Source organism: Spiroplasma endosymbiont of Anurida maritima (assembly GCF_042465095.1).
Taxonomy (GTDB): domain Bacteria; phylum Bacillota_I; class Bacilli_A; order Mycoplasmatales; family Mycoplasmataceae.
In genome coordinates this window covers 440,184-461,184 of sequence record NZ_CP102059.1, presented here as the reverse complement: position 1 = coordinate 461,184, position 21,001 = coordinate 440,184, and the positions used below count along the sequence as shown (strand labels likewise).

General features: G+C 27.7%; 15 protein-coding genes and 1 tRNA gene. 3 read left to right on the top strand and 13 right to left on the bottom strand.

Annotation, left to right across the window (positions count from 1 at the left end):
* Positions 1-26 precede the first annotated feature (26 nt).
* From NPX79_RS02270 to mgtA, 8 genes are all read right to left on the bottom strand, one after another.
* On the bottom strand, positions 27-1,934 hold the full coding sequence (locus NPX79_RS02270; RefSeq protein ID WP_381414821.1) for a hypothetical protein: 1,908 nt from the start codon (positions 1,932-1,934) through the stop codon (positions 27-29).
* Positions 1,891-2,217, bottom strand: a complete 327-nt coding sequence (locus tag NPX79_RS02265) for a lipoprotein (protein WP_381414820.1) — start codon at positions 2,215-2,217, stop codon at positions 1,891-1,893. Before NPX79_RS02265 ends, NPX79_RS02270 begins: the two co-directional genes overlap by 44 nt.
* 195 nt (positions 2,218-2,412) lie before the next feature.
* Entirely contained in the window at positions 2,413-4,107 is a 1,695-nt protein-coding gene (locus NPX79_RS02260) for a hypothetical protein (protein WP_381414819.1), read from the bottom strand.
* A complete protein-coding gene (locus NPX79_RS02255) occupies positions 4,073-4,573 on the bottom strand; it encodes a lipoprotein (RefSeq protein WP_381414818.1) in 501 nt (166 codons plus the stop codon). Before NPX79_RS02255 ends, NPX79_RS02260 begins: the two co-directional genes overlap by 35 nt.
* A 201-nt stretch (positions 4,574-4,774) precedes the next feature.
* On the bottom strand, positions 4,775-5,344 hold the full coding sequence (locus NPX79_RS02250; RefSeq protein ID WP_381414817.1) for a DUF402 domain-containing protein: 570 nt from the start codon (positions 5,342-5,344) through the stop codon (positions 4,775-4,777).
* A 183-nt stretch (positions 5,345-5,527) separates the two neighbouring features.
* Positions 5,528-5,603 (bottom strand) — tRNA-His (locus NPX79_RS02245).
* A gap of 79 nt (positions 5,604-5,682) precedes the next feature.
* The gene (locus NPX79_RS02240; RefSeq protein ID WP_381415482.1) at positions 5,683-6,396 is read right to left on the bottom strand and encodes a 2-oxo acid dehydrogenase subunit E2; all 714 of its coding nucleotides are present in this window, start codon (positions 6,394-6,396) and stop codon (positions 5,683-5,685) included.
* Positions 6,397-9,049: 2,653 nt separating this feature from the next.
* Positions 9,050-11,767, bottom strand: coding sequence for a magnesium-translocating P-type ATPase (gene mgtA, locus NPX79_RS02235; protein ID WP_381414816.1), 2,718 nt, complete (start codon positions 11,765-11,767; stop codon positions 9,050-9,052).
* Between the two features lie 207 nt (positions 11,768-11,974).
* Here mgtA and NPX79_RS02230 point away from each other — a divergent pair, with 207 nt between their 5' ends.
* The 3 genes from NPX79_RS02230 to NPX79_RS02220 all read left to right on the top strand — a co-directional run bounded on the left by NPX79_RS02230 (position 11,975) and on the right by NPX79_RS02220 (position 15,514).
* On the top strand, positions 11,975-12,235 hold the full coding sequence (locus NPX79_RS02230; RefSeq protein ID WP_381414815.1) for a TIGR04570 family membrane protein: 261 nt from the start codon (positions 11,975-11,977) through the stop codon (positions 12,233-12,235).
* An 84-nt stretch (positions 12,236-12,319) separates the two neighbouring features.
* Positions 12,320-13,873: a PTS transporter subunit EIIC gene (locus NPX79_RS02225; protein ID WP_381414814.1), complete on the top strand. Its 1,554-nt coding sequence runs from the start codon at positions 12,320-12,322 to the stop codon at positions 13,871-13,873.
* The gene (locus NPX79_RS02220) at positions 13,874-15,514 is read left to right on the top strand and encodes an alpha,alpha-phosphotrehalase (RefSeq protein WP_381414813.1); all 1,641 of its coding nucleotides are present in this window, start codon (positions 13,874-13,876) and stop codon (positions 15,512-15,514) included. It begins immediately after the preceding gene.
* A gap of 33 nt (positions 15,515-15,547) precedes the next feature.
* On the opposite strand, the gene NPX79_RS02215 is transcribed toward NPX79_RS02220, so the two are convergent.
* From NPX79_RS02215 to tuf, 5 genes are all read right to left on the bottom strand, one after another.
* The gene (locus NPX79_RS02215; protein ID WP_381414812.1) at positions 15,548-16,006 is read right to left on the bottom strand and encodes a PTS sugar transporter subunit IIA; all 459 of its coding nucleotides are present in this window, start codon (positions 16,004-16,006) and stop codon (positions 15,548-15,550) included.
* Positions 16,007-16,072: 66 nt separating this feature from the next.
* Positions 16,073-16,972, bottom strand: coding sequence for a type I phosphomannose isomerase catalytic subunit (locus NPX79_RS02210; RefSeq protein WP_381414811.1), 900 nt, complete (start codon positions 16,970-16,972; stop codon positions 16,073-16,075).
* Between the two features lie 64 nt (positions 16,973-17,036).
* Entirely contained in the window at positions 17,037-17,519 is a 483-nt protein-coding gene (gene msrA, locus NPX79_RS02205; RefSeq protein ID WP_381415481.1) for a peptide-methionine (S)-S-oxide reductase MsrA, read from the bottom strand.
* Between the two features lie 15 nt (positions 17,520-17,534).
* Complete coding sequence (locus NPX79_RS02200; RefSeq protein ID WP_381414810.1) at positions 17,535-19,595, bottom strand: fructose-specific PTS transporter subunit EIIC; 2,061 nt, start codon at positions 19,593-19,595, stop codon at positions 17,535-17,537.
* Between the two features lie 167 nt (positions 19,596-19,762).
* On the bottom strand, positions 19,763-20,950 hold the full coding sequence (gene tuf / locus NPX79_RS02195; RefSeq protein ID WP_381414809.1) for an elongation factor Tu: 1,188 nt from the start codon (positions 20,948-20,950) through the stop codon (positions 19,763-19,765).
* Positions 20,951-21,001: the final 51 nt, after the last annotated feature.

The following is a 21,001-nucleotide window of genomic DNA, read 5'->3' as shown; positions in this document are numbered from 1 at the left end:
CATTACTTTTGTGTGTTTGTGGTGTTTTAAAAAATATATCCGGAATACTTAGCTTTTGCATTTTTTGTTTCATTTACAAACGTAAAGTTTGTTGTTCCATAATTTCAACGTGCAAGTTCTTGTTTGTTGTTCTTATATGTATTGTAATTGTGAATTGGAAAGCCTATTCCACCAATATAAATAATAATATTTTCTAAAGGATTTGAAGCCTTTTCATATCAATTAGGGTTTACCCGATCTAAGCTATTGTTTTTCATATATAATACATTATTATATTCGGATTGAAACTTAGTAATTCCTTTTATATCTAAATAACTGTCACTACCGAAGGAAACCATGTAAGTTTTTGGGATTCAAGAATGCATTTTATCAATTTTATTTTTTTGTTGTGTAAAAATAGCATCAATAACTTTTGATGGTTTTTTAGGATTTTCAGAGGCTACTTGAAAGTCTTTATCTTTAAGAATAATTGAATTTGTACCTTGTCTAAAATTTTTATCTAAATATAAACCCATTCTATAAAATAATGAATAATAAATTGTTGAATTTCTAAAGACATTAGACATAATACTTGTAGCAAATCCATTTTCATTTTGTTTTTCAATAATAATGTCATAAGCATAACTTAAAACATCACGATAACTGTCATTTAAAGTTTTGTTTTTTTCTGTCATTATAAATGTTGCTATGTTATCAACATTTGGTAATGGAAGGTTGTCATACGTTCAAAAATTAATTGAAGTTTGTCCCCCATCTACAAGATTTGTTTGAGTAAACACACCCTCATCACTTCCAGATTCAATTTTATAATTTTTCTGAACATTTAAACGATCTTTTACATTTTCATTTATAAATTTAAAATCATTTTTATTTTCATAAAATTCTAATAGAGGTTGATGGTATTTTTCTTGCAAACCATTACCAGTAGAATAGGTTTTGTCCTCTCACTTATATTGATAATTTATATTATATTCTCTATCATACGACAATATTCCTGGAATTTTTCCTCACAGAACTCCGTCTCCGTTTCTTGAATCAACTAAGTCTTGAGCATTTAAAATGTTTCCATATAGTCCAACTTCAATAAAACTTTCTTTTGTTCCAAAATCAAACGAAATATCTCCATCACTTCCTTCTAATCAATAAGCGTTTTCTCCTTTAAAATTATTATAATTAACTAGATTAGACATTAGGGAACTGTTGTTTAGGATTGGTTTATATCTAAGATCATCATCAGGAGAATCATATGGGAGATTAGCCTTGATAAAACTTTCATCATATAAAAATGAATTTGTTTGAGATTTAACAGGATCACTATAACTAAATATAGTTGAACTATAATCAACATTAATTATATTAAACTTTTCAATGTCAGGGTTTGAACCATCTTCCATAGAAGAAATTTTAGCTATTTTGATAATATCTCCATTTTCATCATACAATTTTTCAACAGATGAAAAAGATTCTATCCCTTTATGTCCTTCAAATGTTAATCCATAATTTTTAATTATTTCTCAAACATCTGGCAAATCTTGTTGCAGTCATATCATAACTTCCTCAAAAAGTTCTACATCTTCAGTTAAATATAAATTAGCCATTGAATCTTGTGTTGAATATTCATATAAAGTATTGTTTTCCATATATGAAAAAGTGATATTAAAATTAACAAATAAATTAAAACTTTTATCAATAGTTTCTGCCTTTATTAACATATCTTCTCAGCCTTCTATGTGTTTTCTTTCTAAAACACTTTGAGCTAAATTAAAGTTTTGCATATAAAAATTTTTAAAGTTAATTTTTTTAATAATTTGTTCTGGATCTAAATTTATAAACAAGTGACTAAATTGATCATATTTTGAAATTTCTTTAGAAATTTCAAATAAAACATCTTTAGCTTTTAAATTTATACTCTCAATTGTTTTTTTTAAAATCAACTGGCTTAATTTCTATTGGAAAATCTTCTTTTTCAGTTTTATCAAAAATATTTTTAAGAAAATCTAACTCTAAATTATCACCTTTAATATATTCTGCGTTTTGCTTCATTCATTGTATAATTTTTTTATTTATAATTTTTGAAATATCTCTTAAGAGTAAAAAATTTTTATGGCTTTCTGTTTTTTCTAAAATTTCATTGTTTGAAGGAGCACAAGCGATTACAGTTGCCGCTGTGGAAATTATTATAGTAATTGAACTTAGTATGCTTAGTAACTTTTTCATAAAAACCTCATGCGTTAATAGACATAATACTTTTATAAAGATATTTAATTTTCGCTTTATTATAACATGGTAGCATTACTAAGCAAAATTGACTATATATAAATATAATAATTAAGCTATATTTAACTATCAAATAGTCTATAAAATAAAAAAAATACTCTTAAGAGTATTTTTTATTAATTATTTAAATTATTATTAGCTAAATAATGATCCTGTATATCCGTGATATGCAGATGTTTTTGTATTTTTAGCTAATATAATTTCATTTGTTCCTAAGTTAAATCTCATTGAGTCTTTAGCAGCTTGTTCATCTTCTAAGAAATAATTGAAACTATTTAAAGCAAATCCAAATTGACCAATGTAAACAACTGGGTTGTGGAAGAATGATCCCATTCTTTGAATGTAGTTTGAATCGTTATTTTCTAAATTCTCTAGATTTGCTGCAATAATGCTTGAATTAGAATCTGCTGATTGAATATCTGTTAGATTAACTTCTTGTAAAGTGTTGTAATCATAAGAAACATTTAATTCACCCTTTAATGGATTATCAACATTTTCTAATTGTTTTTCAACAAATGCAGGTATAACTTTGTTGATATTACCATTTTTACTTGTGTCTCCAGCAATTATATCAAAATCTTCTTCTGAAAGTTTCAAGTATGAAGCACCTCTGTGTGATGTTCCAGCGTATGATTGATCTACATTTACTTGCGCAAATGAGTTATCAAACATATTTGAAAGTATACTTGTTGCTTTACCACCTTCAACTCCTTGAATAAATAAATCATAAGCTAATGCTCCGACTTCTTTATAGTTATCATTTAAAGTTTTTGCTTCGTTTGTTAATATAAATGTTGAAATATTATCAATTTTTGGTAATGGTAATCCTTCATAAGTTCAAGAAAGAATTCCAGATGTTCCTGCATCAACTACTGTTGTATCAGTAAAGATTCCTGGATTTGCACCACTAGTAATAACATAATCATCTTGTACTTTAATTTGATTTTTAGTTTCTTCGTTTAAGAAATTTTTATCAATGTTTTTTGAATAAAATTCTTTTAAAGGTTCATGGTATTTTACATCTAATCCAGCACCTGTTTCCATTGCTTTACCTTCATATTTGAATGTATAACCTGTATTATAGTTTCTATCATATGATAAAACACCTGGTTGTGCCATCCCTAGAACACCATTGTTATCTTCTTGATCAACTATAGTTTGAACGTCTTGAGCTGTTCCATATAAGAAGTTTTTAACAAATTCATCTTTATCCCCATAATCATTTTCACCAGTTCAGAATCAGTCATAGTTATCTGTTGCATTCATATCGTTATATGCTGCTACATTTGCCATTGTTGTTTCATTTGTAAATATTGGTGTTGACATAGCATTTTCTAATGGATCATTATAACTTAATAAGTAACTGTGAGTTCTATAAATCATACCGTTTGTTGGTGAAAACATATCTTTATTATCAAAAATATTTGAATTATAAGTCATGTTTGTAAATTCTAATTTATCTACATTTTCTCCAAAAGCTTCTTTTAATCTATTAACTAAATCACTTGCAGAATCATGTAATCTACTTGTGTCTGAAAATGCTGAAACACCTGTAAAATCATCTTCAGTTATTGCAAAGTTAGCTAATTTATCTTGATAATTTGGTAAGTCTTGTTGAATTCAATCAATTATATCTTCAAATAAAACAATATCTTTTACAAAGTATGAGTTAACAACTGTGTTTTGACTTGAATAATCTTGAATTAAACCTTCTGGTGATTTAAATTGGAAATTAACTTTAAAATCTAGGTTTAAATAAAATGGTTGCCCCAATTCTTTTGCTTTTTCAAGATATTTATCTTGATCAGGAAAAGTCTTTTGCCAAAACAAGAGCTTCTAAATCTAATTCATTTAAATCAACAACTGCTAATGATAACCCTTTAATGATATCACTTGACGCAAAACCATTTAAAATGTTAGCATATTTTCCCATTGCTTGGAATTTAGCTCCCATTTCTGTAAAATCATTTCTTAAAGAAGTGTTAATGTCTCTTTCAAAAGCTTCTAATAATGATGCATCAATTTTATGTGGAAATCCTGAATTTTCCCCTTTATTATACTCATCTGCTAACATATTTAATATAGCTGTAGATGGTTCATATTTTTCTGCTTTTTGTTGCATTAATACTGCTGTTTCTTGTTGAATTTCTTTCGCTAAGTCAGAAACTCTTACTACTTGTTCATCTCTTGGTGGTTCTGATACTGCTTCATCAGCGATTGTTGAACAAGCTACAACAGTTGCTGCAGCCATTCCAACGATACCTAGAGAACCTAAAATACTTAATAATTTTTTCATAAAATCTCCTCTTATTATTTATAAAAATTATGGTTTAATTATACCATTTTATTAATTAATTTAATATAATGCCAAATTTATATAAATTTTCAAATTAACTTAATTTTGATACTAAATACTTGTTACAAATTTATCAAAAAATTATTTATTAATTTGTAAATATATTTTATACAAAAAAAAATAAAAATGATAGTTTTTGAATTATTTATTCTTCTCTACTCATTTTTTGTTTTTCTTAAATTGTAATAGTTTGTCATTGTATTTTTTATATAACTTTTCAATATATTTTGTATCAAAAAAATCAGATTTATTTTTAATACGGTTTTTTAGACTATCGATCTCATTTCACACAATTTCTGTAATTTCTTGTGTATATTTCATTTTTAAACGGTTGCGATTAAATTCTTTTAAATCTAATATTTTATAACTGCCATTACTAAAAACTTTAATATCTAAATCATAATCAATATATTTTAATGTATTTTGCTCTATAACATATGGTGACGCAATGTTGCAGTAATATTGCACGCCGTTACCTTTTAACATGCAAATGATGTTATGTCATCCTCCGCGGCTAAATATTCATAGTGCTGGTTCTACTGCTTGTCATTTTCTTCCATTAATTTCAGTAATTGTTACATTTTTATTTACTAAAATTAAATGTGTGTCTGTTATATCATAAACTTCTGCATATTCTCAGCTACGATATAACGTTCCATCATGTTTATAGGCGTGGATTAAGACTTGCTGTCCAATCTTATACTCTTGCATATTCATACCTACATTCTTTATAAAATTTTAATTATTATAATATCTTATCTATATAATTATAGCAATATTTTTATCAAATGTTAGTCTAAATTTGCTTATTATTAAAATTATAATTTTATAAAAAAATACTATTTTAACATTAAATTTTTTAAAAAATTAAATCTTAAAATAGTATTAAATAAATGGGGCGACTGATGGGAATTGAACCCACGAATGCTCGGACCACAACCGAGTGCGTTAACCACTTCGCCACAATCGCCAATATTTGGTATTTTTGAACCTTTTTAATTATACTAAATATTTAGAAAAATAAAAGTTAATTTAAAAAAAAATTACACTTAGCTAAGTGTAATTAATTCTGGTTTTTCTAATAAATCTTTTATACGTGTTAAGAACATACCAGCATCTGCTGCATCAATAACTCTTTGATCAACTGTAATTGCAAAGTTCATAATTGATCTAACACGAATGTTATCACCTTTAATCGCTATTGGTTTTCTAATTATTTTGTTAAAACCAATTGCTGCTGTATTTGGATACATAATTATTGGTGTTGAATTTGTTGCTCCAATTGTACCAAAGTTTGAAACAGTAATTGTACTTCCTTGTAAATCTTGTTCTTTTACAAGTCCATTTCTTAATCTATCAATCATTTCTTGCATACTGTTAGAAATACCTTTTAGAGACATTTTATTAACATTATACATAACAGGAACAACAACCCCTTCACTAGTTTCACGAGCAACACCCATGTGATGAGCTGCTTTTACAACTAATTGATGTGATTTTGGATCATAGTATGAATTTAATTTTGGATAATCTTTTAAAGCTAACGAAATAGCTTTAATTATAAAACTTGTTGATGAAAATGAATTTTCTGACCCTTTTTCTAGTGTTTTTAATTTTCTTTGAGTTTTTAAAATTTCTGACATATCAATATCAACATTTAAAGTTAAAGGTGGAATAAATTTTTGTGAAAGAATCATTGATTTTACAGCGCTGTGTCTTGATTCTTTAAAATTCTCACGATATTCATCTCCTTTAGGAGTTATAAATCCGCTCCCATTAACTAAATCACTGTTTGGATAATTGATTGAATCATTATTATATATGTTGTTTAAATCAGTTTTTTTAACAACTAAATTATCATTTNNGTTGCTTGTGCTACTTTTTTTCTTGCTTTTTTTCTTCTAATTCACTTTTTAAAACATTTTTAATAATGTTTTCNNTATGCTTTCTGTTGAAGGTGTTGGTTTAACATCTGAGCTAGAAGTTGGTAATTGTTGTTGGTTTATTGGTGTAGCCATTTGATTATTAGCTAAATTATTGTTTTGCATTGTTTGCATCATTTGTTGCATCATCATTGTTTGCATCATTTGTTGCATACTATCACTACCGTTGTTATTTTTAGAACCATTTTCTAAAGTGTTTATGCGAGCATCTCTAATTTCTTTTAATACTTCATTATGTTTAGAGTTGCTTTCTTGCATTGATAATTTTTCCTTAATAATTGCAAGTTCTGTTTGCATATTATTATTTACTGGTGCATTTTGATAAGTATAATCTTGTGAAACTGATGGTTGTTGGTTATAAATTGGAGTTATTTGTGGTTGCACAACACTTTGTTGTGGTTGAACATTTTGTGCATGATTTATATTGTTTGGTTGTTGGTTTTGGTATTTATTTTCAACTGTGTTTGTTGGAGTTTGATTATAATGTGACATATTATTACTTTGTGGTTTTGAATCATTTAACTCACTATGATTAACTTCTTGATTGTTATTCATTGAATTATTGGCAGATTCAAACTCTTGATGGTTATTAGATTCTGTGTCATCATTATTTAAATAACGATTTTTTACACGTTGTCGAATTTTTCTTTCTTCATCTTCTGAAAATCCCAGACCAACTCTAACTCCACCAGTTACATCATCTGCCATAACTTCTCCAGATTCAATTAGGTTTTGACGTTCTCTAATAAGTTCAATTGGGTTTGTCGCACGCAACATATTAACTCTTGAAGCTGTGTTATTAATTTTTGCTTTAATTTTTTCTTCAATAGTTAATCTTCTTGATGGTTTTGGAGATAAATCTTCTTGATTTAATTTCTTAACTTTTCCATCAGCTGTTATATACTCTTGAACTTCGTTTCGCTTATTCACTTCTTCTACCCCATTAATTTCTTCTGTATTGTTACTTCCATATAAAGGTTCATCATAATCTTCATAATCGTTATTATTATTTATTAAATCATTCATACGACCATTTATAATATTTCGCAATATTTTAGGTTTACCATCTTCTCCTAAAAAGTCCATAGCTGAAGGATCTTCTTGTTTAATATCAACTTTTTTAAAATTATTANNTTTTTTTTGTAGATTTTGTTTTCTTTGTAAAATTTTTTCTTTGAAATCAATATCATCTAAAGAAACACTGTCAACATCTAAGTCTTCTGTTTGTTCTGATTCTTCATTAGAATAATCATTATTGTAGTTTGTATCATCCTCTTCATTTAGGAAATTATACTCATTATCATTTTCTATATTAATTTCATTAAAATTATTATTAAAATCAATTTCTTTTTCATCGCTATTATTTAGTACATCTTCTTCTAAATTACCACGATAATATTTACTGTATTTAGGTTTATCAATTTGACTTTTTTCATACGTATCTTTGTCTCTTAAATATTCTTTAATTTCAATATTTTTTTGAAGATCTTTTTGAGCTTCTTCAAATGAATTATCAAATTTTTCGTTTGAAATATTTTCGTTACTTAAACTTTTTCCAAAACCAGGAAACTTTAAGTTTTTTTCACTANNTAATATACGTCTTTTTTCTAATTTTGAACTCTTATTAAAAGCCTTAATTTCTGGTTGTTCATTGTTAATTACGGATTCAATTTTTTTATAGTTATTTTTAATTATGTTATTTTCCAAATTATAAGTTGAACTAGCTAATGGTTTTTCTGGTTTCATTTTTTGTTGTTCATTGTAAGTTGGTCTGTAGTTTGGGTTTACATTAACCTGTGATTGTTGACTAACTGGTCTTTGTTGTTGGATAACTTGTTTTTTTGGTAAATTATTGATTGGTGTATCGTCTATTGTTCCATCAAAATTTGAATTATTAGTCTTTAATGAATTCATTTTTTTCAATAAGTTATTTTGAAATTTTTGATTTTTCTCAGCAATTTGTTTTGCTTTATCAGACATTTCAATATGATCATTCCCTTTATATTCTTTTATTGAAGAAAAAGAAGTATCATCATCAAATCCATTAACTAAATCTAAGTGACCAATGTTGCTTTTATTTTTATTATTATTTAAGTGTTCTTCAATAGCTGCATTTGATGTATCAATTTTAGCTAAAGTTGAACCATTTTTAACCTTAGTATCTACTGGAATTGTTTCCATAACAATACCTTCGTAAGGGCTTTTAATTAAATACTTTTTACTTTTTGTACTTATAGAAAATAGAGGATCACCTGTTTTAACAAAGTCATCTGTATAAAGAATTTGTTCCAAAAAACCTTTTTCTTTTAAATTTAGTGCTTTTATCTTTTTCATTGTATAACCCTTTTTACATAAGTATCTATATAACTATTATACCATAAATCCATATATTTTTTAAAAAGATATATATTATACACTTTTCTACCAAAAAAGGCAAAAAAAATATAAAAAAAACAAAACTTTTTGTTTTGTTTTAATATCATCTTTTAAATATTTTTATATACAGATATTTACCAATTTGAGAAAATATAACGTAACCAACAATCAATAAAGCTATATATCCGAGCATTGCTAGTGGTGGTTTTACTAAATTTAATCCTCCACCAATAGGTGTAAACGGTAAGGATAAACCGATAGCTAATCCCACTATTATTGTAAGTAATCACTGATATGGAATTTTCATTCCTTTTTTAAATGGATTCAAGCTAGCTGAACGGAATGCTAAAACAACTAAGGTTTGTGCAAATAGTGATAGGATAAATCATCCTGTTTGAAATAATTGCGGGTTATTGTTATCGCCTAAAGTATCAAACACATAAATAAATATAACAAATGATAAGATATCAAAAATTGTAGAAATAGGACCTAATATTAATGTAAAAGGTAAAATATGTGAAACATTTCATTTTTTAGGTTTTTTCAAATATTGTTCATCGACCGGATCAAAAGCAATAAATAATTGCATAAAGTCATATAACAGTATTAACGTTAAAATTTGTATTGGTGAAACCGGTTCAAACGGTAGTCACGCTGAGGCAATTAGAATAGATAAAACATTACCAAAGGCTGAAGAAATTGTAATGTTAATATATTTTAAAATATTACTAAATATTCTTCGACCCTCAACAACTCCTCTTTCTAAAACTAAAAGTGATTTTTGTAATAGAATAATATCACTAGCTTCTTTAGCAATATCAGTTGCATTATCAACTGATATTGCAACATCACTTTGTTTTAATACAGGAGCATCATTGATTCCATCTCCCATAAAACCAACAACGTGTTGATTTTGTTGTAAAGCTTCAATAATCATTGTTTTTTGTAAAGGATTTAATTTTACAAATACATTATTTTTTTCAACAACCTTACTTAACTCAAATTCACTTAATCTTTCAAGTTCTGGGCCAGAAATGATTCCAGTTATTTTTAAATCTACACGAGAACAAATTGCCTTTGTAATTTCTGCATTATCCCCTGTTAAGATTTTTAAACTAACTCCATATTTATCTAAAGCTTTAATAATTCTTTTTGCGGATGATTTTGGTTTATCTAAAAATGATGAGAACCCATAAAAGATTAAATCTTTTTCATCTTTTACACTATAATAGTCGTTTTCATTGTCCACTTTTTTATAAGCTAATGCTATTAATCTTAAACCTTCTTTATTTAACTTTTCATTTTGCGCCATCAACATTCTAATATGAGAATCATTAATTTCTACTACTTTACCTTGATAGTAAATGTATTTACAAGCAGAAATTACTTCTTCAACAGCACCTTTTGAAATTAATAGGTCTTGATCGTTATCACGATCCTTATAATTAAATACAACAGTTAATCTTCTACGATTAAAATCAAACGGTATTTCATCAACTTTTATAAAATTATCAGTTGTTATCCCATGACGGTTTTTATCGACATAATTTATGATTGCTTTATCTATCGGGTTTTTTAAACCTGTTTGATATAAACTATTTAAGTAAAAGTACTGCATTAATTTAGCATCTTGTGAATTATCTAAAGTGAAATAATTAACAAGTTCAATGTTATCATTTGTTAAAGTTCCTGTTTTATCAGTACATAAAATATCAATCGCTCCTAAACTTTGAATTGCATTTAGTTTTTTCACAACAACCTTTTCCTTGCTCATGACTTTTGCTCCACGCATTAAATTAGTGTTGATTATAAGCGGAAACATTTCAGGTGTTAATCCAACAGCTACAGCAATTGCAAATAATAAGGCTGACACTCAATCATTATTAGTAATTCCATTAATTATAAAAACAAGCGGCGCCATAACAAGCATAAACATTATAATTAAACGTGTTATTTTTTTNATTCCTTGATCAAAATTATTTAATGATTTATTGTTACTAATACTTGCTTGTATTGCAGAGTTATAAGTTCTTGAACCTACACCGACACATATAGCAATAGCACTACCAGAAATAACATTTGTTCCTGTAAAACAAACATTTTCTAATTCTAATAAATTTTCTTTTTCTGGGTTATATTTGGCATGTTTTTCAACAGGCATTGATTCTCCGGTTAAACTTGATTGGTTAATAAATAATTCATTGCTTCATAAAATTCTAACATCAGCTGGTAACATATCCCCACTTGAAATATGAATTAAATCTCCTTTTACCAATTGATGAGATTCAATATCTTTAGCTTCTTTTAAAATTTTAATATAATTTTCATCAGTAACTGAATTTACTTTTTCATTTTCAGTCAACCTTAAAATAGTAACTCTGTTACTTACTGTTTCTGTTAACTTTTTTAAAACAAGATAACTTCTAAAATCTTGTATAAATGAAATGCTTCCACTTATTATAATCATTACAGCAATAATACCTGCTCCAATTAATGAAAAATTATCATCAACGTTAATGAAAAAATAACTAATAACATTATAAATGGCAATCCCAATTAAGACTAAATTAAAAGGATTGAATAATATTCTTAATATTTTTAAGAATGGATTAAATGTTTTTCTTTTGCTAATATTATCTCCATGCTTTTTGATCTTTTCTTCAGCTTGAGCATAATCTAAACCAAATTTATTTATCTTAAAATGGTTCAATAATTCTGGTTGTTCCATTTTTGATACTTTTTTTATTTCGTCCGAATGTAGAAATCCAATATTTCTTCTTTCTTTATTTTTCTTATTATTTTTAACAGTTTTCATATAAAAATACCTCCTTCAATGTTATTTGATGAAGTCGAGTAGTTATATAAAAGAATACAAAAACAACCCGACTTTTAAACCGGACTTATGCTCATCGATTTTAAATACTTCTTGTTGTTTCATTATTACCTCTCAACACTAATTATATCAAAATAAAAATTAAATAGTTTTAAAACTTGATGTAAAATACAAATATAAAGGTAAATTATGAGCGGATTTGAAATTAAAAAAGAAGAAACATTTATTAATAAGATATTTAAACCAATTCCATGGTTTTATCATTTATCATTTTTAGTTTTTGGAGTGATAGTATCGCTATTATTTCAAATATTTTATATACAAAAATGAACAAGTCCTTTTTATTTAATATTTATTATTGGGATTATTATTATCTATTGTGTAACATTCTTGATAGTCTCTCCATTAATTAAAAAACGTTGATTTATAAAGAAAAAAAACATTTATTAAAATATTATAAATATTTTTTTTTATTTTTATAGACCAGGAATATAATGATTATATATGGTCATACCATATATAGGAGTGCAAAATATGAAAAAAAATTACACTAAAGAGGTTGCACAATTAATAGACCTTCTTGGTGGAGTGGATAATATTGCAAGCGTCACTCATTGTGTTTCGAGAATAAGATTAACGATGCATGATATGAAAAACGTGAAAATTGAAGAAATTGAAACTTTGCCATCTGTGAAGGGAACTGTTCAACCTCTTGGACAATTTCATATAGTAATCGGTGCGGATGTCACCAACTTTTATAAAGCACTTTCTTTAAAAATGAACTTTAATAAAAACGATAATAAAGCAAATGCACACAAACCACCAACAAAGTGGTGACAAAAATTGTTGCAGCATTTTGCTGAAATATTTGTTCCCATCATTCCAGCTTTAGTGGCTGGGGGGTTAATTTTAGGATTTAGAAATATCTTAGAAGCAAATTGATCGGGAGCCGACAGTTCTTTTGTAGCAAATTCACAATTTGCGGCTGGTTTAAATGAATTTTTATGAATTCCAGCTCAAGCTGTTTTTTGATATATTCCAGTAACAATATCATGATCTATTTTTAAAAAAATGGATGGATCACAAGTATTAGGAATTATCATTGGGCTTACTTTACTTTTACCGCCATTGGTAAATATTTATGAAATTGCAGGAAAAGTTGATTCATTATGAATATTTAATGATGCTCCTGCCTTTGACTTTGGATCATGAAAATTTCCTTGAAAAATACAATATACAGGACAAGTAATACCAGCTATTGGGGTTGCTTTCTTCGGAGTGTATTTAGAAAGATGAATGAATAGAATTACTACACCTGTTTTACAACAGATATTTGTACCATTAGTGACAATTATTGGGGCCTTTACTGTTGGTTTAGCTATTATTGGACCAATTGGTTATTTAATTGGTTCTGCTATATCGGTTGGTTTAAGTTGAGCTCTAATAAATCCGGTAGCCAAATACTTCTTTGGTCCAATATTAGGTCTACTTTATGCTCCAATTGTAATAACTGGTGTTCATACAATGTTTAATGCAGTTATGATTCAAAACACTGCTCAAATCGGGGGTTCATTTATATTCCCGTTATTATGTATGTCAAATATTGCACAAGGAAGCGCTTCCTTGATGTTTACAATCGACAATCGAAAAGATTCCAAAATTCGTGAAGTTGGTTATTCAGCAACAACATCAGCTTGATTGGGTGTTACTGAACCGGCTATGTATGGGATAAACATTAGATTTTTATACCCATTTTTAGCGGCTATTATTGGATCAGCCGCTGGTTCTTTACTAATTACTGTAGCGGGAGTTACATCAAACGGAATTGGTAATGGAGCTTGATTAGGAGTTTTATCAATACAACCATATAGTGGAGTTAGTGGTGTTAATACATTTATAGGTACTGGTTATACATGATTTATAATTGCGTGTTTAATTACCTTAGGTACCTCAATGAGTCTAACTTGAATTTTTGGTAAAATACCAAAATTTACAAAAATGAGAGAAGAAATTCTCAAAATAAAAGCACCAGAAATTTTAAAAACTGTTGTAAAAAAACCCAAAAAAATAAAAGTTGTGGAAAAATAAATGAAACAAACAAATTTTAAGAAAGCTATTATATATGAAATTCATCCCCAATCATTTAAAGATACGAATAATGATGGTATTGGTGATATCTCAGGAATTATTGAAAAAATACCTTATTTATCAAAACTGGGAATAAATTATATTTGATTAAATCCCATATACTTAAGCCCTTTAAAAGATAATGGTTATGATGTGAAAGATTATAAAAAAATTGATCCTAGATTTGGGACTTTAAATGATTTAAAAAAATTAATTAAAATAGCTAAAAATTACAATATTAAAATAATGATGGATATGATTTTCAATCATTGTTCAACTGAACATATATGATTTAAAAAAGCTTTAAAAGGAAATAAAAAATATATAAATAGATTTTTCTTTTTAAATAGCAAAAACAAACAACCGCCAACTAACTGAAAAAGTAAGTTTGGGGGTAGCGCTTGAGAATTCAGTCCAGAATTAAATAGATTTTATTTACATTTATTTGATAAAACTCAAGCTGATTTAAATTGAAGTGATAAGCATCTTCAAAAAGATATGCATAAAATTCTTAATTTTTGAATAAAACTTGGGGTTAAAGGTTTTAGAATGGATGTTATAAATTTAATATCGAAACCCAAAATTTTTATTGATGATTTAAATGGAGACGGCAGAAAGTTTTACACAGATGCTAATGATGTTCATAACATAATTAAAAGTTTAAATAAAAATGTTTTTAGTAAAAAAAATGATTTAATAACTGTTGGAGAATTATCTTCAACAAATATAGCAAATTTGGTGAAATATACACATAAAGATTCAAATGAACTAGATATGGCTTTTAGTTTTTTACACTTGAAAATTGATTATAAAAATAATAATAAATGAGAAATAGAAAAATATGATCCTAAAAATTTGGTTAACATTATAATAAAATGACAAGCAGAAATACAAAATAAAGGTGGTTGAATTGCAAATTTTTTAAATAATCACGACCAACCACGAGCTTTATCAAGGTTTGGTGATGTAAAAAATTATCGTTTCGAGTCAGCCACAGCATTAGCTTCAATAACATTGCTTTTAAGATCAACTCCTTTTATCTACCAAGGAGAAGAATTTGGCATGGAAAACAATTCTTTAAACTCAATTAAAGATTTTAGAGATGTGGAAAGTATTAATTATTATCATGAAGCTATAAAAAAGGGTTTAAACAAAAAAGAAATACTGAAGATTTTAAATCAACGATCAAGAGATAACGCAAGAACACCAATGCAATGAAGCAATAAAAAATATGCTGGCTTTTCTACTACTGAACCTTGAATAAAAGTAAATAAAAATTATCAAAATATTAATTTTAAACAAGATGCTACAAAAAAATATGGATCAATCTTTAAAAATTATCAAAATTTAATTAGTATTAGAAAAAATAATTTGGAATTCATTGAGGGAAAAATTGACTTTATTCAGTTTGACCCTTGTGTGTTAAGTTTTTATCGAGCACACAAAGATATTAAAACATTTGTATTAATTAATCTTTCTGATAAGAATATTTCATTATCAGAAAATTTTAATAATATTAAAAAAGAAAAAATAATTTATAATAATTATCAAACTATTACGTCTCACCTGCAACCCTTCCAATCAATCGTATTTAAAGAATAAAAAAAATCAGCTTACTTAAAGCTGATTTTTTATTTATTCATTCCCATGCCCAGCAGACTTGAAAAGTTTAACAAGCTCATTTTTATCAACACAAGTGCACACTTCTTCCAATAGCTCATTATTGCTAAATTTTTCAATATATGTACTTTTTATTTTTTCAACCATTTCTGGCATTTTCTTTTTAAGAGGAGACATTACAACTAATACATGTTTAACATTTAGTTCACAATCAGAATTTTGTGCCCAATTAATTGTTTTTTTATTTCTAAAATATAAAATTGCTAAATCCTTAACATTATTATTTACATAATCAATAATACACATATCCCCAATAAATTTTAAGTCTGAATCTTCATCTTTGCTTCATAGGTTATTTAGCATTTCAATTTTACTTTTAATAACGGCATTTCTTTTTGCTAATTTAGTAATTTTTTTATAGAACCTATTTTTACTTTTTGTATTAATTTTTAAATTGATATATTTTGGGACCATAACCTTCATTGTGTTTTTTTGTTCCTTTTTCTTTGTTTTCCTTGTTTCACTAATAAATATTGTAATTTAATAGTGACTTAATAATATTTTACCATTAACATTTAACATTAGTTTCTTATTTATATCACATATAAGTAATGACTCTCCACTGTTGAATGTTTGATTATCTATTTCTAAAGTTCCTTCAACTACTGTTATTTGACAGAATTTGTTGTCTTTTAAATCTAATTTTGTATTTTGAGAAAAAACAAATAATTTAAAAAAGTCATTACTTATTAACTCTCCATTATCTTTATTAATAACATTAAGGTCTGTATCTGGGACTAATGTTGTATCGATAGATTTTTTAATATGTAATTCTCTTAAATTTCCATCTTTATCTTTTCTATCATAGTCATAAAAACGATAAGTAATATCAGATGATCTTTGAAGTTCAAAAACACTTACCCCTTTTGTAATCGCATGAATTTTACCTGGTGGTACATATACAAAATCACCTTTTTTNATTTTAACTTTTGTAAATAATTTATCTCATTGAGCATCATGTACCATTTGTTCTAATTCTTGTTTGTTTTTAGCGCTGTGACCTAAAATTAATTCTGCATTTTCTGGACAATCTAGAATGTATCAACATTCCGGTTTCCCTAACATATTTTCATGTTTTAGAGAGTATTCATCATCTGGATGTACTTGAATTGATAAATTATCTTCTGCTGTAATTATTTTAGAAAGCAGAGGAAAAACATCATTTTTTATCCCAAAAAGTGATTTATTATTTTCATAAAATTCTTTAAAGGTAATTTTTTTATTATTTTGTGTTATGTGTGACATACCATTTTCCAAAGCACTAATTAATCATGCTTCTCCAATTTTTTTATCTTTTGGTACATTAAAATTTCATTCTTGTAATTTTGAGCCCCCTCAAAGTCTTTCTGAAAAAAATGGTTCTACTTTAAATATTTTCATATATTCTCCTTTTTTAAATCTAAACAAATTATATAACAAAAAAATAGCAAATTGCTTTGCTATTTTAATCAAATTTTATGTGACAATAACCACCAGGGTTTTTGTTTAAATATTTTTGATGGAATTCTTCTGCTTTAACATAATTACTTACAGTTAAATTTTCCACAACTATTCTTTTTGAGAAGTGTGTTTGTTGTTCTTTTAAAAACAGATTTATTTCTTCATAAAAATCTTTTTCATCTTCTTTTGAATAATAGAACCCTGTCCTGTATTGAACACCAGTGTCATTTCCTTGTTTATTGAGAGATGTCGGATCAATTACTTTAAATACATATTCTAATATATTTGAAAGTGAAGTTATTGTGTTGTCAAAAGTTACTTTAACAACTTCCACAAAATTATCTTCACCAGAACAAACTGTATCATAATTTGTATTTTTAGTATTTCCATTGGCATAGCCAACTTCTGTATTAATAACGCCTTTAAATAAACCCAAATATTTTTCAACGCCTCAAAAGCAACCCGCTCCCACATAAAGTGTTTTTATATTTTTATTCATATTTTATTTTGCTTTCTTTGTAGCTTTAGCTTCTTTTTTAGCAAAAACAATGTTTTTAAATGAAACATCTTTGTTAGTTTTTCTTTTTTCTATAATTTTTAATGTTCCGTAAATTAAAGCAGTAATTATTGCTCCGATTAACATAAAGGCAAATGCTAACATTGTTCATCCAGCTGCTTGTCCTCAACCATATGAACCAGTTGCTCCATTACCTCTTCCTAAAGCTGATAGTAACCCAACAATTGGCCCACCATGTCCAGCTAAGTTTGCGATTCCAACAGCTCCAGCTAATCCACCAGCAATTGTTGAACCTATAAGGTTTGCAGGGATAACACGCTTAGGATCTTTAACAGCGAATGGAATTGCTCCTTCAGAAATACCGATTACTCCCATTAATAAAGCAGTAATTCCTAATGTTCTATCGTCTTTATCAAATAATGGTCTAAATAACATTGTAGCAATCCCCATTCCTAATGGTGCAACAGGAATAGCAACAGCCATAGCTCCCATTGGTGTGTAGATTTCACTAGCAATTAAACCAGTTGAAGCTAAGAAAGCGATTTTATTTATAGGTCCACCCATATCAAAACCAGCCATAGCTCCGATTAATAATCCGAATCCTAATCCGATACCAACATTTGTTAAGCTATTTGAAGCTCCTCATGTTGATTGAATTCATCCTCCAAATTTTTCCATTACGAATCCTACAACAGATCCGATTACAAACATCATAATCATTCCATATACGAATCCTACTAATAGAGGAATTACGAATATAGGCATAATTGGACGTAAGTTTTTTGGTACATTTCATGTGTTAATTCATTTAACAGTAAACCCAACAGCTACTCCGACTAAAATAGCTCCAATAAATCCTGTTGGTGTGTTAACAGCTTCAATACCTGGTAATGGGTAAAACATTGCAGGCGTATTACCAATTAACGATACGATAATTGCTGGTGCTAATGCAGCTCTACCAGCGATTGAATGAGCAATAAAGGCTCCTAGTATAGGAATCATCAATGTGAATGCTGCTTCCCCTAATTTTAATAAATAATAGAAAAAGTTTTCTGGGTGATCACCTGGATTGTAATCATATCCATAAACAGCTTTTGAAAGTCCTAATGATAGGGCAATAAATATCCCACCAAAAATAACCAATGGTACCATGTATGAAACTCCAGACATTAAGTGTTTCATAATTCCAGTTTTTTGTCCTGAATTTTTATCAGTTTTAGTAGCAAATTCACCTTTTTCTGATTTCATGTTCAAGATCTTACCATCTTTAATTGCTCTTGCAATCAATTCTTTTGGTTCTTTAATTGCAGTTGCAACTCTTGTTTGATAAACTTTTTTACCATTTAGTTTTGATAAATCCAGACCAATATCTGAAGCTACAATAACAACTTCAGCTTGTTCTAATTCTTCATCTGTGAAAGTATTACGAACTCCTTCTTGACCATGAGTTTCCACTTTAACATTATAATCTAACTCTTTTGCTGTTTGAGTTAATTTATCAGCTGCTAAAAATGTGTGAGCTACTCCTGTTGGACAAGCTGTCATTCCTAAAATTAATTTTTTACCTTCTTTTTTTACATTTTCTACTTTTTGTTCATTATTACTAATTGACATCAAGAAATCTACAACTTCTTTTTTATCATTAATAGATTTTAATTTATCTCTAAAATCTTTGTTGTTTAAAGAAACGGCAATTTTACTTAAAATTTGTAAATGTAAATTGTTTTCTTCAAATGGCACTAATATTGCGATTGCAATTTTAGTTCCTTTTTTATCAATTGATTTTCACTCAACTTCATCTTTATATCTTACAAAAATAATTTTTGGTTCTGATATTCCAGACAAACGAGCATGTGGTATTGCAAAACCATCTTCAAATCCAGTCGATGATACATTTTCTCTTTCTTTTAAAGCTTTAAAAATGCTTTTTTCATCAACTTCTTTGAATAGCTTGCTACCAATTTTCGCAATTTCATTCAAAGCATCATCTTTTGTTTTTGCTTGTGAATCAAATATTATTTGCGAGTTATCTAGTACACTGTTCATTTTTCATTGAACCTTTCTAGAGATTTTATCTCATATAGATATTATAGGTTTTAGAAATAAATTACTATTTTTTTAGGTAAAAATATATATTTTTTATTAAAATTACAATAAAAAAAATAACCACGTCTGATTATTTTTTGGTTTGATAATTTAATTATTTGTAAAAACTATTTTACGATTGAAACAACAGTTCCAGCTCCAACAGTTCTTCCACCTTCACGAATTGAGAATTTTGTTCCTTCTTCGATAGCAACTGGTGCAATTAATTCCACAGTTAACTCTTGGTTATCTCCAGGCATCATCATTTCAACACCTTCTGGTAATTTAACTGATCCAGTAACGTCTGTAGTTCTAAAGTAGAATTGTGGACGGTAGTTTTGGAAGAATGGAGTATGACGTCCACCTTCTTCTTTTGATAAAACATATGTTTGAGCTTTAAACTCAGTATGAGGTTTAATTGTTCCAGGTTTTGCAAGAACTTGTCCTCTTTCAATGTCTTCACGTGCAACACCACGTAGTAATGCTCCAACGTTATCTCCAGCTTCTGCTTGGTCTAATAATTTACGGAACATTTCTAATCCAGTAACAACAACTTTTTTAGATTCTGTTTTGATTCCTAAAATTTCAACTTCTTCGTTAACTTTAACGATTCCACGTTCAACACGTCCTGTAGCAACAGTTCCACGTCCTGTAATTGTGAATACGTCTTCAACTGGCATCATAAATGGTTTGTCAGTTTCACGAGCTGGGTCAACAAATCAGTTATCAACAGCTTCCATTAATTCTTTAATTTTTTCTTCTCATTTTGCTTCACCTTGTAAAGCTTTAAGAGCTGATCCACGAACGATTGGTGTGTCATCTCCTTCAAATTCATAAGTAGATAGTAAGTCTCTAACTTCCATTTCTACTAATTCGATTAATTCTTCGTCATCAACCATATCACACTTGTTTAAGAAAACAACCATTCTAGGTACTCCAACCTGACGAGCAAGTAAGATATGCTCACGAGTTTGTGGCATTGGTCCATCAGTTGCAGCAACAACTAAGATAGCTCCATCCATTTGTGCAGCTCCTGTAATCATGTTTTTAACATAATCGGCATGACCTGGACAGTCAACGTGTGCGTAGTGTCTTTTTCCTGTTTCATATTCTACGTGAGCTGTATTAATTGTAATCCCACGCTCTTTTTCTTCTGGTGCTGCATCAATAGAATCATATCCTTTTGCTTCTGCTCCTCCAGATTTTGATAATACAGTAGTAATAGCCGCTGTTAAAGTTGTTTTACCATGGTCAACGTGACCAATTGTTCCAATGTTCATATGCGTTTTACTACGGTCAAATTTTGCTTTTGCCATTTTAAATTTTCCTCCTAATAGATAAACTTCTAGATTATTTTAAATCATTTT